Below are 5,738 nucleotides of genomic sequence, written 5' to 3' on the forward strand. Positions count from 1 at the left end.
GTCAAAACAGCTCAACATTCTACACCCGTCGGGCGTTGCCGGCTCGGCTTCGTTGTCCGATTGAGTTGGTAGAATGGGACGGGAGACACTGCCTGCACGCCGCGTGATGCCGTGTAAGGGCTCAGTAAGCGAGGGCGCCTAAGGTAACAGTCAAACTATTACTAATGTTTAAGGAGACTAGTATGGCCGAGAACGAGAACCAACAGCAGGGACTGCAGGAACACCGCGTGTTCCAGCCCTCCGAACAATTCAAAGCGCATGCCGCCATCTCCGGCATGGATGCATACCAGAAACTTTGCGACGAAGCCGCCAACGATTACGAAGGCTTCTGGGCCCGTCTGGCACGTGAAAACATTGCCTGGCATAAACCCTTCACGCAGACCCTCGACGAATCGAACGCACCGTTCTACAAGTGGTTCGCCGATGGCCAGCTGAACGTGTCGTATAACTGCCTCGACCGTCAGATCGAGAACGGCAACGGCGACAAGACGGCGATCATCTTCGAAGCGGACGATGGCCAGGTCACCCGCGCCACCTACCGCGAGCTGCACGAGCACGTCTGCAAATTCGCCAACGGCCTGAAGTCGCGCGGCATCAAGAAGGGTGACCGCGTCATCATCTACATGTCGATGTCGATCGAAGGCGTGGCCGCGATGCAGGCCTGCGCGCGCATCGGTGCGACGCACTCCGTCGTGTTCGGCGGCTTCTCCGCGAAGTCGCTGCAGGAGCGCATCATCGACGCCGGCGCCGTCGCCATCATCACGGCCGACGAGCAACTGCGCGGCGGCAAGGCGCTGCCGCTGAAAGCCATCGTCGACGAGGCGCTGGCGATGGGCGGCTGCGACACGATCCGCGACGTCATCGTCTACAAGCGCACCGGCGGCAACATCAACTTCCAGCAGGGCCGCGACCTGTGGCTGAACGACCTCGTCGACGGCCAGAGCGCACAGTGCGAGCCGGAGTGGGTGGATGCGGAACATCCGCTGTTCATCCTCTACACCTCGGGCTCGACCGGCACGCCGAAGGGCGTCCAGCACTCGACCGGCGGCTACCTGCTGTGGGCGATGCTGACGATGAAGTGGACCTTCGACATCAAGCCGGAAGACGTCTACTGGTGCACGGCCGACATCGGCTGGGTGACGGGCCATACCTACATCGCCTACGGCCCGACGGCAGTCGGCGCCACGCAGATCGTGTTCGAAGGCGTGCCGACCTACCCGAACGCCGGCCGCTTCTGGGACACCATCGCCAAGCACAAGGTCAGCATCTTCTACACGGCACCGACGGCGATCCGCTCGCTGATCAAGGCCTCGAACACGGACGAGAAGGTGCATCCGAAGAACTACGACCTGTCCAGCCTGCGCCTGCTGGGCACCGTCGGCGAGCCGATCAATCCGGAAGCGTGGATGTGGTACTACACGCAGGTCGGCGGCGAGCGCTGCCCGATCGTGGACACGTTCTGGCAGACGGAAACGGGCGGCCACATGATCACCCCGCTGCCGGGCGCGACGCCGATGGTGCCGGGCTCCTGCACGTTGCCGCTGCCGGGTATCATGGCCGCCATCGTCGACGAGGCCGGCCACGACGTGGCGAACGGGCAGGGCGGCATCCTGGTGGTGAAGCGTCCGTGGCCGTCGATGATCCGCACCATCTGGAACAACCCGGACCGTTTCCGCAGCGCCTATTATCCGGACGAGCTGGGCGGCAAATACTACCTGGCCGGCGACGGCGCGATCCGCAACAAGGACACGGGCTACTTCACCATCACGGGCCGCATCGACGACGTGCTGAACGTCTCGGGCCACCGCATGGGCACGATGGAAATCGAGTCCGCGCTCGTGGCACACCCGATCGTGGCGGAAGCCGCCGTGGTCGGCAAGCCGGACGAGACGACCGGCGAGGCGATCTGCGCATTCGTCGTGCTGAAGCAGGCGCGTCCGACCGGCGAAGACGCGAAGAAACTGGCCGCCGAGCTGCGTAACTGGGTGGGCAAGGAGATCGGTCCGATCGCCAAGCCGAAGGAAATCCGCTTCGGCGACAACCTGCCGAAGACCCGCTCCGGCAAGATCATGCGCCGCCTGCTGCGCGTGCTGGCCAAGGGTGAGACGATCAGCCAGGACGTGTCGACGCTGGAAAATCCGGCGATCCTGGAGCAGCTCAAGGAATCGGCCTGATTGTTCGATATCAACGCCGCGCCGGGATGACCGGCGCGGCGTTTTTTATCGTTCAATGTTTCGCGAACCGATTCGTAGGGTGGGCACCCCTGTGCCCACGCGTGACGTTTGCGTCATGTTGGCGTTCGCGTGGGCACGTTTCATTTGAGGCCCCCGGCCTCAAATGCCCACCCTGATATGTATTGACCCGTCAAGCTTTTTGTTCTTTTTCCTGCTTTTTGCCTGGTTGGTGCGTGATGCATCAAGCGGTAGCCCAAGGCACCGCAAAGTGGCGGGGTATGGGCTGCAAGGCCCATGCCAATCCGCTGTATCCGTGAGCTCCAAGTTAGCGTCTGGCGCGGCTACTCGGCCATGCTCAATTGGCCCGGCGAGCCGCGCCTGTAGACGTTTTACATGTTGAGTACCGGTGCATCATCCAATGCGCTTACAGCAGAACGGGCGGCGAAACGACGGTTGATCAGCCTGATATACGCGGGTTTTCGCAAGACAAGCATTCGTCGTGGAGCTGCCTCTCTCTACTGTCGAGGATCATCCTGTTGCCAGGCGCCTCCTAGGGTGGTCGAGGGTTCTCCTACCGTTGCCTATTCTGCTGTAAGCGCATTGCATGCTCATCTCCTTCGTTATGCCGAAACGCTGCGCGTCGGACCGGGTACGGCCTGTCCTATTGCCCATATGAAGCCAGCCAGCTCGCGGGCCACGGCGGCACAGGCCTGGACTTTCAGCTTGCCCCGCGCATCGAGCGTCCAGTACCGACTGCATAGCCGCTGCTGGGCCTTCCAAGCGATCTCCCGCACCGCATCGGATGTCTTCTCGGCACGGCGTTGCAACGTCCTGGTCTTGCGCGCCGGATGCCGATAGGTCCATGCCGCCTCGACCAGCACCCGTCGCACGTGTGCGTTGCCGGTCTTAGTGATGGCGCCGCGGCGCCTGTTCGTCCCGCTGGAACTTTCACTGGGCACCAGCCCCAGATAGGCCATCAGCTGCGGCGCGCCGGCGAAGCGCGACAAATCCCCAATCTCGGCCATGATGATGGCGGCCGCCAGCAGGCTGATTCCACGCAGCGCCATGAGTGCCTCGATGATGGGCCATACCGCCGATGCCTGCGCGGTACGTTCGATGTGCTCGTCGAATCCTTGCACACGCTTGATGCTGGCCTTGATGACGTCGATGTATTCCTGGAAAACAAGCTGTTGCGCCGGCTGATCGAACTTGACCGTTTCGAACCAGCGGAAGTGGGCCTGCGTCCAGTTGCTCTTGCCGGAAAATCCTTCCACGCCGTGGCGCAGCAGGAAGCCCAGCAACTGCTGCTTGGACTGCCGCTGCAAATGCTTCATGTCTTCGCGAGCCCGTGTCAGGTCCCGCAACGCTTCCTGCAGCCCGTCCGGAACCCAGATGCCACTGATTTCCCCCGCACGCAGCAAGCGCGCCAGCGACAGGCTATCTCGCCGATCAGTCTTGACGCGGTCGCCGGTCTTCTTCGGGATCAGCGAAGGCGCAACGACCTGGCAGAAGTGACCTAGCTTGGTCAACTGGCGATAGATCACATACCCGCAGCAGCCCGCCTCGTAGCACACCGACAGCTTCGCGCCGCCCTTGGCCAACTGCGTCATCAGCTTCGCTATCGCAACCGGCGTGTTGGCTATCTCGCCGTAGAAACGTGGATCGCCACCGGCACTGTCCGCAATCGAGACAGCGATCGTCGCCTTATGGACATCCAGGCCTACATATTTGCTAAACTCGTTCATGACCTACCTCCTCAATTGCGGCTCTGCGCCGAAAGGTTCACCAACCCTCAGCGTAACCCGCGTCCGTTGAGGTTGGTAGGTCAATACATTCTGTCTACCCGGCCTGGGCCTGGATCAGGCGGTCGGCCACGCCCGCATCCGGCAACATCGTGCCGAAGAACGCGACGGCGTCGCCGCGTTGTACGAGCAGCGTGGGAAAATTCTCGACGTCGAGGTCGCCGACGACGTCGGCCTGGTCTTCGACATCGATCCAGACGAAGGTCTTGTCCGGATGGCGCACGGCCAGGCCGTCGAATGCGGCGCGGTAGGAAGAGCAGGTGCCGCACCAGGCGGCGCACAGGCAGGCGACGATCCAGCCGTCGCCGTGGAGGGCGGCGGCGACCTGGTCGCGGGTATCGGGCTCGAGGGTGAGGCTGGACATGGGCAGGATTTTACAACGGTTCCGTGCTTTTGGACGGCCGGGCCGCCGGGTTACAATACGCCATGCCTATCATCCTCGCAATCGAAACCTCGTCCGAGCTGGCGTCCTGCGCTTTATTGAACAGCGCGGCCGGCGCGGATGCTACCGCAGTTCCCACGGTCATTACGCGCGAAACGTCCGGCGTGCGCACGCACAGCCAGTCCGTCCTGCCGATGGTGCAGGAACTGTTGCTTGAAGCCGGCGTCACGCTCGCCGACTGCGACGCCATCGCGTTCGGCGCCGGCCCCGGCTCGTTTACGGGCGTGCGCACGGCGTGCGGCGTGGCCCAGGGGCTCGCGTTCGGCGCCCGCAAGCCGGTGCTGCCGCTCGTCACGCTGGAAGCGATGGCCGAAGCCTGCCGTGCCCGCACCGGCGCGACCGAGGTGATCGCCGTGCTGGATGCGCGCATGGGCGAGGYCTACTGGGCGCAGTACCGCTGGAACGGCGAATGGCAGATCGTGCGCGAGCCCGCACTGTGCGCCCCGGGCGACGTTGCACCCGAACCGGTCGCAGGGCTTGCCGCCTGCGGCAACGGCTTCGCCGCGTATCCGGCCGCGTTCGCCGCGCAAGACTGGGCCGCCGGCGCGCATGCCGCGGGTCTTGTCGACCTTCTTCCGCATGCGCGCGAATTCGTCCAGCTGGGCGTGGCCGCCCTGGCCGCGGGCCGCGCCGTGCCGGCCGACGAGGCGCAGCCCCTGTACCTGCGCAACAAGGTCGCGTACACGAGCGCGGAACGCCAGGCCATCAACGCGGCCAAGGCAGGGACGCAACAGGTCGCGCCATGAACGACGCCGCGGGCCTCGAGCTGCGCCCGATGGTCGTGGACGACGTCGACGACGTGTATGCCCTCGAATGCAGCGTCTTCCCGCATCCGTGGAGCCGCGCGAACTTCGTGGACTCGCTGGCGAGCGGCTACGACGCCTGGGTACTCAAGGAGCCCGGAGGCGCGCTGGCCGGCTATTTCCTGCTGATGTATGCGCTGGACGAAGCCCACCTGCTCGACGTGGCCGTCGCGGCGGGGCGCCACGGTACCGGCCTGGGACGCTATCTGCTGGACCGCATCGCGGCCCGCGCGCGCGCGCAGGACATGGCATCGATCCTGCTCGAGGTGCGCCCGTCGAACGTGCGCGCGCTGCAGGTGTACCGGCGCTACGGCTATGCGGAGATCGGCCGCCGCAAGGGTTATTATCCCGCGCACGAAGGCCGGCGCGAGGATGCGATCGTGATGAGGTATGTGTTATGAACGGTGTCAGCGAACGCGACGCCATTTTCCTGAACGAGATGGGCCTGGGCCCGTTGTGGCAGTTGCGCACGGCGCCGGTGCCGGAACCCGTCGCGGCTGCAGCGGCACCGGCACCG

The 5,738-nt window shown here is 64.3% G+C and carries 4 protein-coding genes and 1 pseudogene; 3 read left to right on the forward strand and 2 right to left on the reverse strand.

Annotation, left to right across the window (positions count from 1 at the left end; translation table 11 throughout):
- The first annotated feature begins 182 nt into the window (after positions 1 to 182).
- Positions 183 to 2,174, forward strand: coding sequence for an acetate--CoA ligase (gene acs, locus AC1DYX_RS28770; RefSeq protein ID WP_477265272.1), 1,992 nt, complete (start codon positions 183 to 185; stop codon positions 2,172 to 2,174).
- 620 nt (positions 2,175 to 2,794) lie between these two features.
- Here acs and AC1DYX_RS28775 read toward each other — a convergent pair.
- Positions 2,795 to 3,919 carry an IS110 family RNA-guided transposase gene (locus tag AC1DYX_RS28775; RefSeq protein WP_477265274.1) on the reverse strand — a complete coding sequence of 375 codons (1,125 nt, stop codon included), beginning with the start codon at positions 3,917 to 3,919 and terminating at the stop codon, positions 2,795 to 2,797.
- Positions 3,920 to 4,019: 100 nt separating this feature from the next.
- Positions 4,020 to 4,340, reverse strand: a pseudogene (locus AC1DYX_RS28780) (thioredoxin family protein); the annotation flags it as partial.
- A 62-nt stretch (positions 4,341 to 4,402) separates the two neighbouring features.
- On the opposite strand from AC1DYX_RS28780, the gene tsaB reads away from it, so the two are divergent.
- Both tsaB and rimI read left to right on the forward strand, forming a co-directional pair.
- Complete coding sequence (gene tsaB, locus AC1DYX_RS28785; RefSeq protein ID WP_477265276.1) at positions 4,403 to 5,164, forward strand: tRNA (adenosine(37)-N6)-threonylcarbamoyltransferase complex dimerization subunit type 1 TsaB; 762 nt, start codon at positions 4,403 to 4,405, stop codon at positions 5,162 to 5,164.
- Entirely contained in the window at positions 5,161 to 5,622 is a 462-nt protein-coding gene (rimI, locus tag AC1DYX_RS28790; RefSeq protein ID WP_477265278.1) for a ribosomal protein S18-alanine N-acetyltransferase, read from the forward strand. Before tsaB ends, rimI begins: the two co-directional genes overlap by 4 nt.
- Positions 5,623 to 5,738: the final 116 nt, after the last annotated feature.

It is taken from the genome of Massilia sp. P2_C2 (assembly GCF_056404615.1).

What these genes read in the sequence shown, in the direction of transcription:
- rimI (WP_477265278.1), top strand. Translation starts at nt 5,161, where the DNA reads ATGAACGACGCCGCGGGCCTCGAGCTGCGCCCGATGGTCGTGGACGAC.
- acs (WP_477265272.1), top strand. Translation starts at nt 183, where the DNA reads ATGGCCGAGAACGAGAACCAACAGCAGGGACTGCAGGAACACCGCGTG.
- AC1DYX_RS28775 (WP_477265274.1), bottom strand. Translation starts at nt 3,919, where the DNA reads ATGAACGAGTTTAGCAAATATGTAGGCCTGGATGTCCATAAGGCGACG.